Genomic DNA, 18,917 nt, shown 5'->3' with positions numbered 1-18,917 from the left:
CGACATTGGAGGAAACATCATGAACGTTCAGGCTTGGTTCAAGGGCAGTCGCATGGCATCCGTCGTCTGGCTCGCGCTCGCCATGGCCCCGCTCGCCGCGGGCTGTCAGGTGGAGGTGGCCGACGATGCGCCCGAATCGATCGTCTCCGAGTCGAGTGAGGTGAGGGGAGGCGGCGGGCAGCAGGGTAGCGTCTGTGGCGGCCTCGCCGGGATCGCGTGCGAGCGCGGCTTCTTCTGTGACTACGACATCAAGGCGCAGTGCGGCGCGGCCGATCAGACGGGCGTCTGCGCGCCCATCCCGCAGGCGTGCACCCAGGTGTACGATCCCGTTTGCGGCTGCGACGGCAGGACGTACAGCAATGCATGCGCCGCGAACGCGGCGGGCGTGTCGGTCGCGTCGCGCGGCAAGTGCGGCGCGCCCTCGTGAGCGCGCGCCGCGGGGGGCCCGCTGCCCCGCGTCCCCCGCGGCGTCGACTCGATAGCTCTCGCCGCCCTCCCGCGTCGATGTCGACCTGCCTTGCTCTCCTCGGGGAGCGGAGAGGCATGCGCGGTCGTCGCGGGAGGGCGCGCGGCGCGCCTGCGCCGCCCTCCTTCCATGTGGAGATCTCCACTGCCTCCTGATCTCCACGGCCTCATCAGTGGAAAATTCTTCTGTGATTGATGTGGAAAATTCCACCACACCCCGGCCCTGCGCCTCGGGCCGATCTGGCCGATGACGGCACGCCGCACGCTTCTGGCGCGTGGTTTCGTCACGCAATCGATGCACAATTGACATAAGATTGCCCCGAAACGCGAGCTGAGGAGCGATCGATGAACTTAAGAATTCTGCGTTGCCTGTTGCCTTTCGCCACGCTGGCGGCCGCGCCTCTCGTGGGCTGCGGCTCGTCCGACGACCCCGGCGCGACCGGGGCGGGCCCCGGCGCGAGCAGCAGCACCGGAGGGCAGGGCGCGGGCGGAGACGGCGCAGGCGGCGACGGCGCAGGCGGCGACGGCGAGGCGGGCGGCGTCCCCACGGAGCCACCGGATTACGCCGCCGCGTTCCCGCAGGACCGGGTTCCGCGCGTCGACATCACCATCACGCCCGAGCAGTGGCAGCAGATGGTGGACGACATGACGGACATGGCCGGCGAGTTCGGCTCGCAGGCCGGTCCATTCGCGCCGCCTCCGGAGTGGGTCGCGGCCTGCGATGCTCTCGTGGCCGGCGACGCCTGCACCATCGACCTCTTCGGGACCGACGCCGCGGGGACGTGCACGGAGCTCCCCGGCGGCCTGACCTGCCAGCCGAACCCGCAGGACCCCGATGAATTCACGCCGCCGCAGGACTGGATCGACGCCTGCGAGGGGCTCGCGGCGGACGCCGACTGCACGATCGACATCTTCGGAACCGAGACCGAGGGGACGTGCACCGACGTCGAGGGCGAGCTGGCCTGCATGCCGCCCGGCCCTGGGGGCGGCGATCCGGGGCTCATCAGCAGCGTCGAGCTGCTCCCGCGCACGCCTGTCTACGTCGAGTGCGACGTCGCCACCGAGGATCGGCAGTGGAAGCACGTCGGCATCCGCTTCAAGGGCAACTCGAGCCTGCTCTTGCCCTGGAACGCGGGCAACTGGAAGCTGCCGCTGCGCCTCAACTTCGACCGATACGAGGACGAGTATCCCGAGACCAAGAATCAGCGCTTCTACGGGTTCGACTCGATGTCGTTCGCGAGCGGGTACCTGGATCCCTCGCTCCTGCGCGAGAAGATCGGCACCGACATCTTCGCCAAGGCGGGGATCCCCGCGCCGGCGACCGCGTTCTACCGGGTCTTCATCGATCACGGGGAAGGGCCCGTCTATTTCGGGCTGTACACCGGCATCGAGCTCCCGTCGGACGAGTCGTTCCTCGACACCCATTTCGGCGGCCACAAGGGCAACCTCTACAAGCCCGATGGCACCGGCGCGCGGTGGGAGACGTGGGACCCCGACACCATCGTCAAGGAGAACAACGAGGACGACACCGATCTCTCGGACGCGCGGGCGCTGTTCGACGCGCTGCACGCCGATCGGACCGACGCCGCCGCCTGGCGCGCGGGGCTCGAGGCGCGCCTCGACGTCGACGGCTTCCTGCACTGGTTCGCGCTGAACGCGGTGGTCGAGGACTGGGACGTGTACGGCCGCCTGCCGCACAACTACTATCTCTACGCGGACCCGAACAAGGGCGGGCAGTTCACGTGGATCCCCTGGGATCACACCTTCGCTTTCTCGGACGCCGACGCGGGCGTGAACATCGGGCTGACGGCGCTGCCCCTCTCGATGGCCGACGTGACCGAGCAATGGCCGCTCGTCCGGTTCCTGCTCGACGATCCGGTCTATCTCGAGGTCTACCGCGGCTACGTGGCGCAGGCCGCCGCCAAGGAGTACGAGGCGGCCGCTTCCGAGGCGTGGTTCAAGGCGGCGCACGACCTGATCGCGCCGTACGTCGTCGGGCCGGAGGGCGAGATCGAGGGGCACACGCACCTCACGACGCCCGAGGACTTCGACAACGGACTCGCCACGCTGATCGCCCACGCCAAGGGACGGACAGCGGAGGTGGCCCTCTACCTCGAGCAGTGAGGGTCGAGCCGTCACCTCACACGAGGATCGACGTCACTCCGCGACCGCCTTGACGTGCAGGACGACGGTCCCTGGCGATGTGGCGGTCGCGCCCCTGAGCTCGCTGAAGCCAAGGAAATAACTCGCCTGGCCGCCAGCGTCCCAGCGATAGTCGACCGTTGCGCCGGACGAGCTGCCACCGCCCGCGGAGCGGTTCGGGCCGGGACAGGACGCCATCCTCGGGGATCGACGGGCAGGGCGGCCTGTTCATCTCCGGCGTTGTCCACAAGGCGTTCGTCTCCGTGGACGAGGTGGGCACGTAGGCCGCCGCGGCGACGGCGGTGATCTTCGACGAGAGCGGGCCGCCCGAGCCCGCGGCCATCCGCTTCGATCGCCCGTTCTTCTTCTTCATCCGGGACAACGCGACGAGCGCGATCCTGTTCGTGGGCCGCGTGGCCGACCCGTCGGCGTAGCGCCGCGAGGCCGTGCGTCCGGCGCGCGGGCGCGGCTCAGCCGGCGGTCGCCTCGCGCAGCGGGGCGCCCGCCTCCTCGCCGCGCCCGTCGAGCCTCCGGAACTCCCGGCCGACCAGGGGGATCACGAGCACGAAGATCGCGATGTCGATCGCGGCGTTCGCCCAGAACACCCCGCTCACCCCGGCGATCTTGGGCAAGAGCCACATCAGGGGGAGATAGAACACCAGCTGTCTCAGAAGGGCGAGCGCGCTCGCGAGCTTTGCCCGCTCCACGGAGGGGAAGAACGCCAGCGCCATGAAGACCCACGGCATGACGGGCAAGGCGAGGACGGAGATCCGGAAGTCGAGCAGCTGCTGCGCGGCGAAGTCGAACCCCGGCAGCATGGAGCCGAGGACGGCCTCCGGGGCCAGCATCATCGAGAACCAGAACGGCAGGAGCAGCACGAGCCCGGCGATCGAGAACTGGCTGAAGGCCTGCTTCACCCTTCCGTAGCGCCCCGCCCCGTAGCTGAGCCCCTCCACGGGCTGCAAGGCCCGCATCAGGCCGAACAGCGGCGTCATCATGAACATGGAGATGCGGTTGCAGGCGGCGAAGAAGGCGACGTCCTGCTCCGTGCCATGGGTCGACACCGCCCCGTAGACCACGAGGTTCTGGACGACGCCCATGATGCAAACGATCATCGCCGGCATGCCCAGAGACACGATCTGCCGCCGGATCGACGGGTCGATGCGGATCGTGCGCCAGGCGGTGTCGAACGAGGCGCGGCCCCTCGCGTAGTACAGGAGCCCGATGGCCGAGTAGACCAACATGGCCGCGTTGGTGGCCCAGGCCGCGCCCTGCACGCCCCAGCCGAACGTGTGGATGAACAGCGGCTTCAAGGCGACGTCCACCCCCAATCCGAGGGAGATCATCCAGGCCGCCGTCTTCATCTTGCCTTCGCCGCGAACGGTCATGTTCACCGCGAGGCCGTGCACCCAGAACAGCGCGCCGAGGGCCGTCGCCTGGAAGTACGCGGTGCCGTGCGCGAGGATCTCCCCGCTGCCGCCCATCGCGCGCACGAGCGGCTCTGCGAACCAATAAGCGAGCACGGTGTACGGCAAGCTGACGAGGAGCGACAGACCGTTCACGCTCCCCAGGAGGCCGTGGAGCTTGCCCCGGTCGTCCGCGCCCAGGTAGATGCTCAGCGCCGTGCCGGCGCCGGTCCCGATCAGGCTGCCCAGCCCCAGCGTGATCTGCGACAGGGGATAGGCGAGCCCCACGCCGGCCAGGGCGCTCTCGTTCATCAGCTGGCCCACGAACACGGCGTCCAGGAACGAGTTGAGCCCGTACAGGACCATGGCCAGCACGGCCGGCCACGAGAGCCGCCACATCACGGCCTTCAGGTCGCCTTCGAGGATGAACTGCTTGTGGGCGTCTCTATCGCTCATGGCACAGGTGTCCGTTGATCCGGCCGCATCGACTCCACGCGGCCAGGGCGGCAGAATGGGCTCGTTCGGCGCCCGGTCGGAAAGAACGAATCACGTCTCGGCCGTCGCCGATTCCGGCTTCGAGGTGTCATCTCGAAGGGCTGCGCGCCTTTCGCCGACGCGCCGGCCGCCGCCGCGAGGCCGCCCCGAGGCGCTTCCGGATCGCCGCCTGCGTCTCGCGAGGCAGCGTCGCGATGTACTCCGCGGACAACGCGCGGAGCATCGCGTCCGGCAGGGCGAGCACCGCCTGCGCCTCGGTGAGCCCAGCAAGCCGCTGCTCTGGGGCGAGCCCGGCGAGCCGCTGCTCTGGGGCGAGCCCGGCGAGCCGCTGCTCTGGGGCGAGCCCGGCGAGCCGCTGCTTGGGCGGCACCCGCGCGACGAGGCGCGTGAGCACCTTCTCGAAGCCCTCGACCACCCGCTTTTCGTCCTTCATGTGCCGCTTCCTCCGCCCCGGGAGCGGACGTCGAAGCTGCTCGACATGCTCGAGGAGCGCCCAGAACACCGCGATCTCCGCCGGGGAGAGCGCCGGGATCCCGCCGGGGTCGGCGACCATCCCAGGCGTCACAGTGTACAGCAGATGGTCGCCCTCGCGAGCGGCCGCCGGCACCGTGCACCGGGTGCCACGCCGTGTAGACGCGGACGCAACGGCGCCCCTGCGGGGATCGCGTGCCGCTCTTCGTCGCCGTTCGCGCGGCCTTCGCCATGCGGAGCAGCGTTACCACGACCGCCGTCGACAGGCGAGCTCGTGGTGTGAAGCGGTGACGCTGGCGGCGCAGCGCGGTGCCCCGCCATTCATGGCCACCAGCACGATTAGGTGACGCCCGGAGTCGTCGTTCCAGTGAATGCATCCCAGGCCCGAATGTATGCGCGCGCATCGGGTCCCAGATGAGAGACGACGCGCGCAACGGCGGCAGGGGCAGCAACGCTGCGGGCGCAGATGGCCTCCAGGAGCCCCGTCGCGACCGCATCTGCCTCTGGGCCACTTCCTGACAGCGAACGCTCCACGAGCCGCGAAACCTCATCAAGCGTGGTGTCATCGAGGTCGGACTCAAGCTGGACAAGCGCACGACCGATGTGGCCGAAGACGACCGTCGCGGGCGCCGAATCGGGCTCCCAGTCGGCGACGACCTCAGACACCGCTTTCCGCAGGTTCGGGTGGCAGGCGGCAAAATCCTGGTACGGGTTGAACGAGTCTGCCATCAACGTTCCCTTCCTGGGAGAGGGCTCCCCCTCGACGTTCAGGCGGTACGGGGCCAGGGAGAGCCTCGGTGACGAGGTCGTTGAGATTCCGATGGAGATGTGTGCGGTGGGTCTCGGGCCGTGGAGAGACATGAGCCCGTCGCCCAATGAAATGGCGTTCAGGGTGGCCCCGTCCAGCGCCGTCGCCGCTGGGCTGTCGAGTGCGCCGCCCGCGCGCCGCGCCCCAGCCCCATGAGCTGCCCCCATGTGGACGATACTACAGGGCGATGCGACTTCTGTAAGGGCGATCTTCGTGTCGGCCGGGCGCAGCCGAGGCCGGTCCGACTGGCGCCGAGGCGGCCTATAGCGGCTGCGTACGACGGTCTGATCGACGCTGGCGCGCAGGAGCAAAACATTGGCTTCTGGAAGGAAGCGCGCCAGCGCCGATCTCCGCATCTTCTCCCCCGTCTCCGGGGCAGGACGCCCCGCGATGCCATCGAGAGAGGAACCCCCCATGTCGAAGCTCATCCGCGCCGCCGCTTTCGCCTCGTTCACCGCCCTCGCCGCCTGCGCCTCGGAGGCCGCGGGCCCGGGCGCGCCCGCGGAGGGCCCCACCGGCGCGCCGGCCGCGCGGCTCGCCGCGTTCACGTCGGACGCCGCCGGCTTCGATACGCGCTCGTATTACTACGACACCGGGCGCGAGGTCGTCGTGTTCGACGCCCAGTTCACCGGAGCGCACGCCCGGAGCGCCATCGAGCAGATCCGCCGGGAGACGCAGAGCCCGATCACGTACGTCGTGGTGACGCACCCGAATCCGGACAAGTTCAACGGCACCTCCGAGTTCCAGAAGATCGGCGCGAAGGTCGTCGCGAGCCGCGCCACCGCGGGCGCGATCGACGAGGTCCACGCCTATAAAAAGGCGTACTTCATCGGCGCAGGCATGTTCACCGAGGAGACGTACCCGCCGAAGGCCGTCGTCGACGTGACGTTCGAGGGCACGACCTCGCTCCCGCTGCAGGCCGGCGCGGTCGAGCTGCGCGAGCTCGAGCACGCCGGCATCTCGACGACGCAGACCGTCGCGATCGTCCCCTCGGCCAGGGCGCTCGTCGTCGGCGATCTCGTGCACCACAAGGCGCACGCGTGGCTCGAGGGCGGCATCCGCAACGGCAAGCCGTCGCCGGACCTCGCCTCGTGGCGCGCGGCGCTCGACGAGCTGCTGGAGTTCGACGGGCTAACGGTTTACGGCGGCCGGGGGCAGACCGCCCCGGTGCGCGCCGCGGTGGATGAGCAGAAGGCGTACCTCACCGGGATGGAGTCCCTCGTCGAGCGCTACGTTGCCTCGCTCGGCGCGAAGAAGAGCGAGCTCTCGGGGGCCGAGGCGTCGAGCCACCACAAGAAGATTGCGGCCCTCGCGAGCGCCGAGTTCCCTGACTACGCTCTCGCCTACATGATCGAGTACGGCGTCTACGGGCTGGTGAACGCGATCGCGAGCAAGTGAGGGCCTCGGCGCGGCCGCCCCGGCGCGCTGCTCGCTCGCGCGCGCCGCGCCGCTTCACCCGGTGGGCGCTTCGTTCGCCTGCGCGCGGGCCCGGAAATCTTTCGGCCGCTCGCCCGTGAAGGCGGCGAACGCGCGGGTGAACGCCCCCAGGCTGTCGAACCCGACCGCGATCGCGACGTCGGTGACGCGGGCGCCGCTCACGGCCAGCAGATCCATCGCGCGCAGCATCCGGGCGGTGCTCAGGTACTCGGTCCACGTCGTCCGCGCCTCCTCCACGAACCGCCGCGACAGCGTGCGCGTCGAGGTGCGCGCCGCGCGCGCAGCGTCGTCGAGGGTCGGGCGCTCGCCGAGGTGCTCGCGCGCGAACCGCATCGCCCGGGCGAGCTCGGGCGAGCGAGCGACCGGCAGCTTGAACGGGAGCGGCTCGGCGACCCATTCCCGGCACAGCGCGCCGAGCGTCTTGAAGAAGAGCGAGGCGGTCGCATCGCGCCCGCCGTGGTCTGGCCCCCAGCGCATGGCGTGGAGGACCATCTCTCGCGCGAGCGGCGTCACCGCGAAGACGCGGCAGTCGACGCGCTCCTCGCCTGGCGGGTCGCCGGAAGGCAGCGGCACCTGGGTGAGCCGCGGCGACAGGTACACCGTCCGCAGCGCGACAGGCCCCGCGGCGTGCGCGCGGTGCATGACGTGGGCGGCGATGAACGCCGCGCGCTGCGGCGGCAGGATCCAGTGGGCGCTGCCGACCTCGAGGTGCAGGACACCCGCGCTCGCGTAGAGCAGCTGGTGCTTGCGGTGCGCGTGCACGTCGCCGCTGAACGGCAGCACATCGTCGGCGAGGCCGAACGCGGGCAGGTCGACCGCATCGACGTCGACCTGCGCGCGCGACGCTTCCGGCGCAGGCGAGCCGGCGAGGAGCGGGGCGGACGCCTTCAAGACGCTCCCGGCCGGAGGGGGCGTCGCGCTCACCCGGCGCGCGGCCAGCCCCTCGGCACGGCGGGTCGCACTCCTCGGTCCCATGCTCGCCGAGATGATAGGGCGAAATTCGCCGCGAGGACGCTCGACGAGGCGGTCGCCCCACAGAGCGGGATGGTTCGGCGGGCGGGTGCTGCGCCGGGAGGGACAGGCGGGGTGTGTGTACGTCCGGATGTTCCCGCTCCGCGCGCTTCGAGGGTAGGATGGCGGAATGACGCGCGTGATCGTCGCCGGCGCTGTGGCGTGGACCGACGTGGGCGCGATCCGGCGCGAGCTGGCGAAGCTTCCGGCGGGGGCGACCGTGATCCACGGCGACTCGCCGGGCGCGGACGCACTCGCCGGGCGCGTCGCAGCCGAGCTCGGGCTCGAGGTGGAGCCGATGGCGAAGAACAAGGCGGACTATGCCAAGTACAAGCGTGGTGCCTGGAAGGGGCTCAACGAGCGGATGCTGGCGAGCGGGGTAGCGCGGGTGCTGGTGTTTCATCCGGCGTTCGAAAAGAGCCGCGGGTCGGGACACCTCGCCGGGCTGGCAAAGGCGGCTGGTGTCGAGGTGAGCGTGTTCGTGGAGTGAGGGGCACGGAAGGCGCGCATGGCACGAGCGCAACTGACGCGAGGTTATGGGACATGACGGCAGCTTGGCGCCAGCACCCGAGGCTCGAGGGCCGCTTCCACGTCGACCACCCGGACGACCTGCAAGTCCTGGTTCACGACGGTGGGCCGCGGCTCACCGATCGCCGTCCGGAGCTCGTCTGGGTGCGCGTCACCGCATGCCACGGCGATGTCTTCACCGCCCGGGTCCTGAACCAACCGCACCAGTTGAAGACCGTCAGCGAAGGCGCAGAGGTTCGGTTCATCGCGCCGACCGGCGGCGAGAACCTGCTGCAGGTCCGCGAGCAGTACCTGCGAGAGCGCGCAGACTGGACCATTGGCCCGTGTAGCAAGTGCGGCCTGGACGAGCTGTTCGACGCGCCTTCCCAGCTGATCTCGAAAGTCTTCCCGAATATTCCTGCTGGCGCAACCATGGACGCGTTCAGCGCCTTCTGCGGTGCCTGTGGCGGTGTCCAGGTGGTCCAGCACAAGGACTTCAGAGAGGACGAGGGGCCGGGCGAGCAAACGGAACAGCCGTCTCCGGGCAAAAAGTGGTGGCAATTCTGGAAGTGAACCATTGGATGAATGGCCATCGCGAGAGGTCATCCAGACGCGTGAAGGGCAAGATGTCTCATGTTTCCCGCCTCCCGCGATGACGCCAGATCGCTGCTCGCTACCCTGGGCGCTCCGCCTCACTTGCTGCGGCACGTCGAGCTCGTCGGGGAAGCGGCCGATCTGCTCATCGTCCTCTTCCGCGAGCAGGGCATTCCGATCGACGAGGACTTTGTCCGGGTTGGCGTGGTGCTCCATGACGCCGGCAAGATCGAGCACCCTCGAGAGCTCACGGGGCCGGGCAACGAGCACGAAGCCGCAGGCGAGCGAATGCTCCTCGCGGCTTCGGTCACGCCGGCGCTCGCGAGAGTGTGCCTGTCGCACGCGCGCTGGCTGCAGATGGCCTCTACACTGGAGGAGCTCATCATCGCCCTGGCCGACAAGCTCTGGAAGGGAGTGCGCGCGCCGGACCTGGAGGAGCGAGCGCTTCTGGACGCCGCGGCGCGCGGCGGCCGTGATCGCTGGGGCCTGTTCATCCCCTTCGACTCTTGCTTCGAGAGGATCGCTGAACGAGGGCACGTGCGACTGGAACGTAGTCGACACACGCGCTAACTCCAGGATAGATCCGCCGGCGCCTCTCGCCGCGGCTCAGCCAAGCGTTCGGAGGGCACCGCGACCTGGGGCGACCATGACGGCAGACATCAGAGATGCCGCTGGCGATTCAGGAGGAAGAAGGATGACGTCATGATCACATTTGCTGTCTCGGACGTAAAGCGTTGCGAAAGCGGACGACCCTCCATCACGCTCGAAGAGTCGCTTCAGGTCCGGTCGGAGCGGGGTTTCGAAGCCGCCGCGTGCAACCTGCCCGGTCTGATTCAGTCGAGAGCTCACGGGTTCGTCGAGGCAGTTTACCTGGCCTTCTACTGGCACTACCCGCTCGTCTTGTCGCCGGACGATGTCTGGCTCTGTCTCGCGCAGGGATTCGCGACGCATGTCAAGCTCCACGCCGAGGCGCTGCGCCGCCGGTTCGTGAGCCACGACGACAGGCTCACCATCTCCGTACGTCGCGACGATTTCGTCAAGGGCTCTCCCTCGAATGACTGGCCGGCAATGTTCTCCGAGCTGTCTGGTCGCATCGGGGAGCATGTCGGCAAGAAGAGGGATCTCGTCGTGGCCGACTTCTCGACGACCGGTGCCATCGAACGAGCCGCGTCCGAGGTCGTGCTCTTCGACGCCATGCAGCGGTATTTCGATTACTTGCTCGTCTCGCTCAGCGGCATCCCAGAGATCACGCTCCTCGGGACGGTGGACGACTGGCTGTCGATCCGGAGAAGAGCCGACATGTTCAGCGAGTTCGATCTGACCGGCTGGACGGCGACGCTGTTGCCCGTGCTGGACCGGATCGTGCGGACCGCGCGCGGCGACGTGGATCGCGCCTTCTGGCAGTCCTTCTACAAGCAAAAAAACCAGTCTGGTGGACCCTATGTGAACGGCTGGATCAACGTTCTCTTCCCCTATGTCGAGGGGCAGGGTGCTGTGACAAATAGGCGCGAACCGTCTCCGAACCTGTATGCCATGCGCTGGGAAGATGGTCTGAGCGCCGAGTTCGGCGGTGGCCCGGCCATGCACGACTTTCCGAAGGGGCTATCTTCCGCCCCTTTCACGTGGGAATACCTGGGAGCCAAGATTCCCATGGTCTTCATGGGCGGCTTCACGGGCGTCTCGCAGGACGCGACCACGGGGGCCGTCAGGCCGGCGATCGGCTGGGCGATCGGCGAGCGATGACGATGGGTGATGGCCTGGCACCATGAGCATCTACATCACACGCTGGATCCTGCGGTTCCCTCGCCACGGTGACGCTCATGCCGGATGCGGTTGGATCGATGTTTATGGGCAAGCCGTTCCTGAGCATTGCGGCCCTGTCGCTCCGGGCGGCGCCGACCCGTACGATTTTCTGCCCGAGTTCGCATCCAGCGTACACAGCGGTATCCGCGCGCTCGTCGTCGTCCGTCAGGACTCCCCGAAAGACGGCCAGCGCTACCGCGACCCTCTGCTCGTCCTGTCCGCACGGGAGTACCTCTCGACGTCCTTCGACGTGCTGCATGAGCGCATCTGCGATGCTCTTCGGGGACATCGGCCGCGGTGGGTAGCCGAGAGCATCCTCCAGGACGGCACGGTGCGTGTCACGTTCGAAGACGGATCGACAATGCTTGCGCCGGGAGAACCGGCGGAATGACTTCGTTCGTTGACCGCCCAACTGGTGGGCGGAGCGGTTTGCCCTCATCACGTGCAAGATGTGCGACGCCGCGCAAGGCGTGCGTGGTTCGCTGACGCGATCGGCGGGATGCGCGGAGCGCGCCGCTGGCCGTGCGCTCGTCAGCGGATCCGGTGCGTCGGAGAGGCGCGCGCGTCAGCGCGCAGCCATGCCGGGAAAGCCCGCCGAATGCACGGTGCGGGTCCCCTCGATCCCCTTCAGATCGACGTGCGAGGCGCGCGGCGGCGTCCAGCCCTCATCGGTGAGCAGGCCGACGAGCTCGGCGTCGGCGGCGAGCGGCGCAGAGACGGTGAGCTCGCCGCCTGACGAGACGCCGAGCAGGCGCGCCGCCGTGTTCACGGTGCGACCGAAGTAGTCGAGTCGCTGGTTCAGGTTGACGAGCAACGCCGGGCCGCGGTGCATGCCCGCCCGGAGCACGAGGCGCTCGCCCTCGGGCCGGCCGGCGTTGCGGCCGAGCATGCCGCGCATGGCTGCGCTCAGCGCCGTCACCGCGGACCGCTCGTCCAGGAAAGTGGCCATGACCGCGTCGCCGATCGTCTTGACCACCGCGCCGCCCTGAGCTTCGACGGCGCCAATCACGATGTCGAAGTGATCGCGCACCAGGTTGTACGCGGGGGCGTCGCCGATCCGCTCGTACAGCCGCGTGGAGCCGCACAGATCGGTGAAGACGACGAGGACCGATCGGACCGTCAGCCGCTCCCGCGCCGACAGCACCATGCCGCCGAAGTAGCGCCGGTACTCCGGCACGTGGAGCAGCTCGAGCCCGCTGAGCCGCCGCGGCAGGCTGGCCGGATCGAGCTCGTCCCTCAGGTCATCGCGATGAACGATGAAGCCGCACTGCGGCCAGCCGACGTTGGTGAGCGCGATCTTGATCGGGCCGGGCCGCACCACGAGCTCCGTCACGTCGTAGTGGGGTCCCGCGAGCTGCGAGATCGCGGCGGCTTGCACCTCGTCCGTGGGCTCACCCTCGACGCGAAGGATGCCCTTGGCGCGGGTCAACGGGCAGAAGTAGCGGTAGCGGCCCGCGGTGAGCACCTCGGTCGCCGCCGCGGTCTCGCCGAGCGCGGCGGTCATGCCATAGCGGGGGTGGAGCGCCGACGGCGGCTGGCAAACCGGAGGGAAGCCGAGGTCCTCGATGGACCGGCCGAGCGAGAACGTCACCTCGACGCGCGCCGAGATGTCGACGTCGAAGGAGTACTCGCACATCGGGCAGAACGAGACGGCGGCGGCCGTGGCGAGGTCATCGATCGCCTCGGCCAGCATGTTGCAATGGCCGCAGTGGACGTCCCAGTGCATGTCGAAGAGGCCAGTCTGGGTGCCGTGCAGCAGGACGCGGATGACCGCGTGCGCGTCGAGCGCGGTGTCCGCCGCGACCACGTGGGGGTTGATACGGTAGCGACGGATGAGCGGCGCGTCGTGGAGCCATCGCTCGACCGCATCGATCTCGCCTGCGTTCGCGGGGTGCTGCTGCCTGAGCCGCTCGAACAGGGTCTTCAGACGGTGGATATCCATGGCTGCTCCCCGAGCATGCGCATGTCTCGCAGGCGGCGGGAAGCGCCACGTGCGTGCCCGGCCGCGCCGCCCCCCAACGTTCCCACGGGTGCTCCAGCAGCGCGGCTGTCGCACAGGACCTATCGCGCCTACAGCGTCAGCTCCGCCCTCGCGGTCGAGTCCCCGATCTCGCGCGTCACCCGGAAGCCGAGCTTCTGCGCCACGCGTTGCATCTCCACGTTCTCGGCCAGGATGTCCGCGCTGATGCGGGAGAGCCCCTCGTCGCGGCCGATCTGGACGAGGAGGCCGAGCAGCCGGGAACCGAGCCCCTGCCTCTGGTGCTCGTCGCTGATCAGCAGGGCGAACTCCGCGTCGCGCGTGCCTGGCAGCTTGCTCAGCCGGCCGACGCCGATGATCTTCCTCTGCGCGCCGCCCGCGGGCGGCTTCTCGACGACGAGCGCCATCTCGCGGTCGTAGTCCGCGAAGCAGACGCGCGTCAGCCGCTCGTGCGCGGTGCGCAGATCGAGCTGCATCGGGTAGAAATACCGGAGCCGCACGGTCCGCTCGGACAGCTTCTGGTGAAACTCGACCATCTGCGGCTCGTCCTCGGGGCGGATGGGCCGGATCGTGAACGCCTGCCCGTCCTTGCTCTCGAGCTCCGTCACATACTGCGTGGGATACTCGCGGATCGCCGACCTGGGGAGCGCGGACTCCGGCGTGTCCGGCGGGTGCAGGACGACGCGGGCGTCGAGGGCGATGGCCCCCTCCGCGCTCACGGAGAGCGGGTTGATGTCGATCTCGCTTATCCATCGCTGCTCGATCACGAGCTGCGAGAACCTCACGAGCAGGTGCTCGAGCATCGTGAGGTCCACCGGCTTGCGGCCGCGCACGCCCTTGAGCGCGCGGTAGATCCTCGTCTGCTCCATCATGCGCCGCGCCAGCGTCGCGTTGAGCGGCGGCAGGCCGAGCGAGCGGTCCTTGAAGATCTCGACGAGCTGCCCGCCGGCCCCGAACAGGAGCACCGGGCCGAACTGCGGATCGATCGAGCTGCCGAGGATGATCTCGTAGGCGTCCTTCAGCGAGATCATCGGCTGGACCGTCACGCCCTGGAAGTGCTGCGCGCCGGCCCGCCGAGAGACGCTCTCCTGGATCTCCTCGAACGCCCTGCGCACGGCGTCGTCGTCGCGCAGGTCGAGCTTCACGCCGCCCACGTCGGTCTTGTGGGTGATCGTCGCGCTGTACAGCTTGAGGACGGCCGGATATCCCATCTCCCCGGCCGTGGCCACGGCCTCGTCCGCGCTCCTCGCGACGGCGGTCGGCACCGTCGGGATGCCGTACGCCGCCATGAGCTGCTTCGACTCCACCTCATCCAGGAGCGTCCGCCCCGACGCGCGCACGCCGGCGATGAGCTCCCTGGCCCTCTCGCGATCGACGTTCAACGCCCGCTCGTCCGTGCTCGGCGTCTCGTACAGGGCGCGGAGGGCGTACGCGTAACGGAACATCGAGCAGAACGCGCGAGCGGCGGTGTCGGGGTACTCGAACGTCGGGACCCCGGCGCGGTTCAAGATGGCTTTGCCCGCCTCCACCTCCACGCCGCCCATCCAGCTGGCGAGGACCGGCTTGCCCTCGACGTGCGCGTGCTTGCGCAGCGCCTCGGCGGTCTGGGTCGGCTCGGTCATGTCCTGCGGCGTGAGGATGACGAGCACGCCGTCGTTGTTCGGGTCCTTCGCGCAGATCTCCAGGGCCTTCGCGTAGCGGCCTTCGCCGGCGTCGCCGAGCACGTCGACCGGGTTGTTGCGGCTCCACGCGGCGGGGAGGAAGCCGCTCAGCTCGCCAAGGATCTCCGGCGAGAGCGGCGCCAGCTCGCCGCCGTTCGCGACGAGCGCGTCCGCCGCCAGCACGCCCGGGCCGCCGGCGTTGGTGACGATGCACAGCCGGTTGCCGCGGGGCCGGGGCTGCTTGGCCAGCGTCTCGGCCATGGAGAACAGGTCCGCGATGTCGTTCACGCGCAGCACGCCCACGCGCCGGAACGCCGCGTCGAGCACCTCGTCCGAGCCGGTGAGCGAGCCGGTGTGCGAGGCGGCCGCCTTCGCCGCCGCCTCGCTGCGGCCTGGCTTGATCACGATGATCGGCTTGGTGAGCGCCACCTCGCGGGCGGCCGACAGGAACGATCGCGCGTCGCGCGGGTCGCCGATCGACTCCATGTAGATGAGGATGCTGCTCGTCTTGGGGTCGTTGCCGAGGTGGTCGATCAGGTCGCCCCAGCCGACGTCGAGCATCGAGCCGACGCTGACGAACGCGCTGAAGCCGACCTGCTCCTTGAGGCTCCAGTCGAGCACCGCCGTGCAGAGCGCGCCGGACTGGCTGATGAACGCGACCTTGCCCGGCCGCGCCTGCCCCTTCGCGAACGTCGCGTTGAGTCCGCCGATCGGGTTCATGACGCCCAGGCAGTTCGGGCCGATGATGCGCATCTTCCCGCGGGCGCGCTCCATGATCTGCCGCTCGAGCTGGACGCCAGGGGGCCCCATCTCCTTGAATCCCGCCGAGATGATGATCGCGCCGGGGACGCCGGCGTCCACGCACTCGCCGATGAGGCCCGGCACGCTCGCGGCGGGCGTGACGAGGACCGCGAGATCCACCTTCGCCGGCACGGCCGCGATGCTCGGATAGGCCTTGATGCCGAGGACGCTCTGCCGCTTCGGGTTCACCGGAAAGACGGTGCCGCCGAACGGGTTGCTGATCAGGTTCCAGAGGAGCGTGCGGCCGACGGCGCCGGTGTTCTCGGTCGCGCCGATGACCGCCACGTTCCGCGGCCTGAAGATGGGGTCGAGGCTCTGAGGCTCCTGACGAAGGACGTCGTGGGCACGGTCGGTCATGGGTACGGAGTCAGCCATGAAGCTCCTCGAGGGGGGATGGGGCGAACGCACCAGGGGCCGTTGCGCGGGAACGACGATGGCCGTCGTGCCACGCGAACGGGCCGGGAGCATGGGGCGTCTCTGGAATCAGAGCACAAGCACGTTCCGTGCCCTGAGCGCAGATTGCCAGGCCGCGCAGCGCCTTGATACCCTGCGCCGGCGCCATGATCCGCTCTCGACTTTTTCTCTTCGGGCTCCTCGGTCTGTGTTCGATCGCCTGCGAGGGCGCCGGGACGGCGGACGACACGAGCGCCGAGGCGTCCAGCGGCGCCTCGACCGCCGGCGCCTCGACGAGCGGCGGATCGACCGGCGGCGGGTCGACCAGCAGCGCGGCGTCGGGCGGCGGCGGGTCGACCAGCAGCGCCGCATCGGGCGGCGCGGGAGCGGGCGGTGCAGGTGCGGCCGGCGGCGGTGAGGGCACGGGCGCGAGCCAAGGCGACGGCGGCGCGGATCCGGTCGACCTCCCTGCCGGCGTGAGCGCGCTGTTCCCCGCGCCGGGCGCCCGGGGGCTGTGCCCGGATCCGCCGCTCCGCATCACGTTCCCCGGCGCTCCGACGCTGGGCAGCGCGGGCGCCGTTCGCGTGTACAACGCCGCCCGGCCGGGCGCGGCGGTCGCGACGGTCGACATGGCCTCGATGACCGTGAGCGCCACGATCGGCGGCAGGACGTTCAACGTACCTCGCCCGGTGTACGTGGACGGCAACGATGCTGTCGTGTCCTTGCCGTCGCGCGCGCTCGACTACGGCCAGTCCTATTACGTCACGGTCGACCCCGGCGCCATCGTCCCCCCGGGGGGCGGCTCGTTCGCGATCGCGGACGCGACGGCGTGGCGCTTCGACACGGCGGGCGCAGGCCCATCGAGCGTCTCGTCGCTCGATGTGGCGCTCGACGGCTCCGGCGACTTCTGCTCCGTGCAAGGCGCGCTCGACGCGGTCCCCGCGAACAACCGGGACAGCGTGGTCATCACCGTTCAGCGCGGCGTCCACCACGGGGTCGTCTACTTCGAGAACAAGCACAACATCACGCTGCGCGGGGCCGATCGCAAAGGCACGGTCCTCTCGGGTACGAACAACAACAACCTGAACCCGAGCACCAGGGGGCGCGCGCTCGTCGGCGCCGATAAGGTGAGCGACCTGATCATCGAGAACCTCACCATCCACAACCTCACGCCGCAGGGCGGCTCCCAGGCGGAGGCGCTGCGGCTCCAGGACTGCGACAGGTGCGTCGTGCGCGACGCCGACATCCTGAGCCTCCAGGACACGCTGCTCTGGTCCGGGCGCCTCTACGCGGACAACTGCACGATCGCGGGGAACGTGGACTTCGTCTGGGGCACGGGCGCGGCGTATTTCAACCGGTGCGAGATCAAGACGGTCGGTCGATCCGGCTACATCGTGCAGGCGCGAAACGGCGATTCTGGCTACGGCTATGTCTTCGTCGACTCGCGCATCACCAGCGACGCGGGCATCACGGGGAACACCCTGGCGAGGATCGACGTGAGCCAGTATCCGGCGAGCCACGTCGCGTACGTCAACTGCACGCTCGGCAACCACATCTCGCGGGCGGGGTGGACGATCACGGGCGGGTCTCCTCCGCGCTCCCTCCGCTTCTGGGAGTACCAGAGCCGGGACGCGGATGGACGCCTCATCGACACCAGCGGGCGTGCCGCCGGATCGACGCAGATCTCCGCCGAGCAAGCGGCGATGATGCGCGATCCGGCGATCGTGCTCGGCGGCTGGGCCCCTCCGCGCTGAGGCGGCCGCGCGGCGCCTCGAACCCTGAGCTCTGCACGGGATGACCCGTGACGCTGGAAGGACCGAAACGATGAAGATGACCTTTCGCTGGTACGGCGAGAACGACCCTGTGAAGCTCGAGTACATCCGTCAGATCCCGGGCATCTACGGCATCGTCTCGGCTATTTACGATGTGCCGGTGGGCGAGGTGTGGCCGGTCGAGCGGCTGCAGGCGCTCAGGGCGCGCATCGAGGGCGTCGGCCTCCGGTTCGAGGTGGTGGAGAGCGTGCCGGTGCACGAGGACATCAAGCTCGGCAAGCCGGCCCGCGAGCGGCTGATCGACAATTTCTGCCAGAACATCCGCAACTGCGCGGCCGCCGGCGTGAAGGTGATCTGCTACAACTTCATGCCGGTCTTCGACTGGACCCGCACCGAGATGGCCAGAGAGCTGCCCGACGGCTCGCTGACCCTGGCCTTCGACGCCGAGGCGGTGGCCGAGATCGACCCGGAACAGGGCATCTCGCTGCCCGGCTGGGACTCGAGCTACAAGCCGGAGCAGCTGCGCGCCGTCCTCGACGAGTACAAGAGCGTAGGCGAAGAGGCGCTATGGGAGCACCTGGAACACTTCCTCCGGCGCATCATCCCGGTCGCCGAGGAGGTCGGCGTCCGCATGGCCATGCACCCGGACGACCCGCCCCGGCCGATCTTCGGCCTGCCGCGCATCGTCAAGAACCGCGACGACCTGATGCGCCTCGTGAAGACAGTCGATTCTCCGGCCAACGGCATCACGCTGTGCTCCGGCTCGCTGGGCGCCGATCTGTGCAACAACATCGTATCGCTCGTGCGCGAGTTCGGCGGCATGGGCCGCATTCCCTTCGGTCACCTGCGCAACGTGGCGGTCCAGGAGGACGGCACCTTCTTCGAATCCGCCCATCTGTCCTGTGAAGGGTCGCTCGACATGGCCGCCATCGTGAAGGCGTACCATGACGTCGGGTTCGACGGCTACGTGCGCCCGGATCACGGCCGCATGATCTGGGGTGAGACGGGCAAGCCTGGATATGGCCTGTACGACCGCGCGCTGGGCCTCGTGTACCTCAACGGTCTGTGGGAGGCCACGTGCAAGCTCTCGCCCGGACCCGCTGCCAAGGCGCCGACTCCTGGATGAGCGGGCGAGCGGGTAGGGGAGCAGGACGCCTGCTTTATCAGCGGAAT

17 protein-coding genes and 1 pseudogene are annotated in these 18,917 nt (G+C 69.2%); 11 read left to right on the top strand and 7 right to left on the bottom strand.

The genetic code is table 11. From position 1 onward, the window contains the following. Nucleotides 1-19: 19 nt before the first annotated feature. Nucleotides 20-427 carry a Kazal-type serine protease inhibitor family protein gene (locus WME82_RS22545; protein ID WP_438044479.1) on the top strand — a complete coding sequence of 136 codons (408 nt, stop codon included), beginning with the start codon at nt 20-22 and terminating at the stop codon, nt 425-427. A 383-nt stretch (nt 428-810) separates the two neighbouring features. Beyond that, nucleotides 811-2,589, top strand: a complete 1,779-nt coding sequence (locus tag WME82_RS22540) for a CotH kinase family protein (protein ID WP_438044478.1) — start codon at nt 811-813, stop codon at nt 2,587-2,589. A gap of 33 nt (nt 2,590-2,622) precedes the next feature. On the opposite strand, the gene WME82_RS22535 is transcribed toward WME82_RS22540, so the two are convergent. Beyond that, complete coding sequence (locus WME82_RS22535; protein WP_438044477.1) at nt 2,623-2,805, bottom strand: hypothetical protein; 183 nt, start codon at nt 2,803-2,805, stop codon at nt 2,623-2,625. A gap of 98 nt (nt 2,806-2,903) precedes the next feature. Here WME82_RS22535 and WME82_RS22530 point away from each other — a divergent pair. After that, nucleotides 2,904-3,041 (top strand): annotated as a pseudogene (locus tag WME82_RS22530) (serpin family protein); the annotation flags it as partial. A gap of 36 nt (nt 3,042-3,077) precedes the next feature. Here WME82_RS22530 and WME82_RS22525 read toward each other — a convergent pair. From WME82_RS22525 to WME82_RS22515, 3 genes are all read right to left on the bottom strand, one after another. Further along, nucleotides 3,078-4,469, bottom strand: a complete 1,392-nt coding sequence (locus WME82_RS22525) for an MATE family efflux transporter (protein WP_438044476.1) — start codon at nt 4,467-4,469, stop codon at nt 3,078-3,080. 127 nt (nt 4,470-4,596) lie between these two features. After that, a complete protein-coding gene (locus WME82_RS22520; protein WP_438044475.1) occupies nt 4,597-5,061 on the bottom strand; it encodes a hypothetical protein in 465 nt (154 codons plus the stop codon). Between the two features lie 257 nt (nt 5,062-5,318). Then, complete coding sequence (locus WME82_RS22515) at nt 5,319-5,708, bottom strand: hypothetical protein (RefSeq protein ID WP_437747529.1); 390 nt, start codon at nt 5,706-5,708, stop codon at nt 5,319-5,321. 493 nt (nt 5,709-6,201) lie between these two features. Here WME82_RS22515 and WME82_RS22510 point away from each other — a divergent pair, with 493 nt between their 5' ends. After that, nucleotides 6,202-7,185 carry an MBL fold metallo-hydrolase gene (locus WME82_RS22510; RefSeq protein WP_438044474.1) on the top strand — a complete coding sequence of 328 codons (984 nt, stop codon included), beginning with the start codon at nt 6,202-6,204 and terminating at the stop codon, nt 7,183-7,185. A 54-nt stretch (nt 7,186-7,239) separates the two neighbouring features. On the opposite strand, the gene WME82_RS22505 is transcribed toward WME82_RS22510, so the two are convergent. After that, nucleotides 7,240-8,199 carry a helix-turn-helix domain-containing protein gene (locus WME82_RS22505; protein WP_438044473.1) on the bottom strand — a complete coding sequence of 320 codons (960 nt, stop codon included), beginning with the start codon at nt 8,197-8,199 and terminating at the stop codon, nt 7,240-7,242. A gap of 166 nt (nt 8,200-8,365) precedes the next feature. On the opposite strand from WME82_RS22505, the gene WME82_RS22500 reads away from it, so the two are divergent. The 5 genes from WME82_RS22500 to WME82_RS22480 all read left to right on the top strand — a co-directional run bounded on the left by WME82_RS22500 (nt 8,366) and on the right by WME82_RS22480 (nt 11,530). Then, nucleotides 8,366-8,725 carry an SLOG family protein gene (locus WME82_RS22500; RefSeq protein WP_438044472.1) on the top strand — a complete coding sequence of 120 codons (360 nt, stop codon included), beginning with the start codon at nt 8,366-8,368 and terminating at the stop codon, nt 8,723-8,725. 53 nt (nt 8,726-8,778) lie between these two features. Continuing rightward, nucleotides 8,779-9,315, top strand: a complete 537-nt coding sequence (locus tag WME82_RS22495) for a hypothetical protein (RefSeq protein WP_437917063.1) — start codon at nt 8,779-8,781, stop codon at nt 9,313-9,315. 60 nt (nt 9,316-9,375) lie between these two features. Next, nucleotides 9,376-9,906 carry an HD domain-containing protein gene (locus WME82_RS22490; protein WP_438044471.1) on the top strand — a complete coding sequence of 177 codons (531 nt, stop codon included), beginning with the start codon at nt 9,376-9,378 and terminating at the stop codon, nt 9,904-9,906. Nucleotides 9,907-10,038: 132 nt separating this feature from the next. After that, on the top strand, nt 10,039-11,079 hold the full coding sequence (locus WME82_RS22485) for a DUF4419 domain-containing protein (protein ID WP_438044470.1): 1,041 nt from the start codon (nt 10,039-10,041) through the stop codon (nt 11,077-11,079). A 22-nt stretch (nt 11,080-11,101) separates the two neighbouring features. Next, a complete protein-coding gene (locus tag WME82_RS22480; RefSeq protein WP_438044469.1) occupies nt 11,102-11,530 on the top strand; it encodes a hypothetical protein in 429 nt (142 codons plus the stop codon). Nucleotides 11,531-11,704: 174 nt separating this feature from the next. Here the strand turns inward: WME82_RS22480 and WME82_RS22475 are convergent, their stop codons facing one another. Both WME82_RS22475 and WME82_RS22470 read right to left on the bottom strand, forming a co-directional pair. Further along, the gene (locus WME82_RS22475) at nt 11,705-13,081 is read right to left on the bottom strand and encodes a DUF5939 domain-containing protein (RefSeq protein WP_438044468.1); all 1,377 of its coding nucleotides are present in this window, start codon (nt 13,079-13,081) and stop codon (nt 11,705-11,707) included. Nucleotides 13,082-13,209: 128 nt separating this feature from the next. After that, complete coding sequence (locus tag WME82_RS22470; RefSeq protein ID WP_438044467.1) at nt 13,210-15,954, bottom strand: bifunctional acetate--CoA ligase family protein/GNAT family N-acetyltransferase; 2,745 nt, start codon at nt 15,952-15,954, stop codon at nt 13,210-13,212. 185 nt (nt 15,955-16,139) lie between these two features. Here WME82_RS22470 and WME82_RS22465 point away from each other — a divergent pair, with 185 nt between their 5' ends. Together WME82_RS22465 and uxuA are read left to right on the top strand one after the other, a co-directional pair. Beyond that, nucleotides 16,140-17,726 carry a pectinesterase family protein gene (locus WME82_RS22465; RefSeq protein ID WP_438044466.1) on the top strand — a complete coding sequence of 529 codons (1,587 nt, stop codon included), beginning with the start codon at nt 16,140-16,142 and terminating at the stop codon, nt 17,724-17,726. A 70-nt stretch (nt 17,727-17,796) separates the two neighbouring features. Then, complete coding sequence (gene uxuA, locus WME82_RS22460) at nt 17,797-18,870, top strand: mannonate dehydratase (protein ID WP_438044465.1); 1,074 nt, start codon at nt 17,797-17,799, stop codon at nt 18,868-18,870. Nucleotides 18,871-18,917: the final 47 nt, after the last annotated feature.

It is taken from the genome of Sorangium sp. So ce128, assembly GCF_051525245.1.
In the GTDB taxonomy this organism is placed as follows: Bacteria; Myxococcota_A; Polyangia; order Polyangiales; family Polyangiaceae; genus Sorangium; species Sorangium cellulosum_B.
This window is presented reverse-complemented; position numbering and strand designations above follow the sequence as displayed.